The organism is Arthrobacter koreensis (genome assembly GCF_035792275.1).
In the GTDB taxonomy this organism is placed as follows: domain Bacteria; phylum Actinomycetota; class Actinomycetes; order Actinomycetales; family Micrococcaceae; genus Arthrobacter_B; species Arthrobacter_B koreensis_A.
In genome coordinates, this window is the sequence record NZ_JAMWKK010000046.1 from 1 (window position 1) to 255 (window position 255).

The following is a 255-nucleotide window of genomic DNA, read 5'->3' on the forward strand; positions in this document are numbered from 1 at the left end:
GGTCTTCGACCAGGGCGGGGCGCTCGGAAATCATCAGGGCCTCATCGATGAACCGGGGGCGGCGCTTGTCCGGTTCCCGGTGCCCTACCCGCCGTGCCCGGCCGGTACGCAGCGCGGACTGAACCTCGCGCTTGAGCCCGCCGCGTGCCTGGAAGTAAAGGCTCTGGTAAATCGTTTCGGTGCTCACACGCATCTCCTGGTCATCGGGAAAATCTGAGACCAGCTTCTTCGAGATCTGCTCCGGGGACCATTGAA

General features: G+C 63.5%; 1 pseudogene. It reads right to left on the reverse strand.

The features are described 5' to 3' along the window. Positions 1 to 255 (reverse strand): annotated as a pseudogene (locus NGB94_RS16765) (IS30 family transposase); the annotation flags it as partial.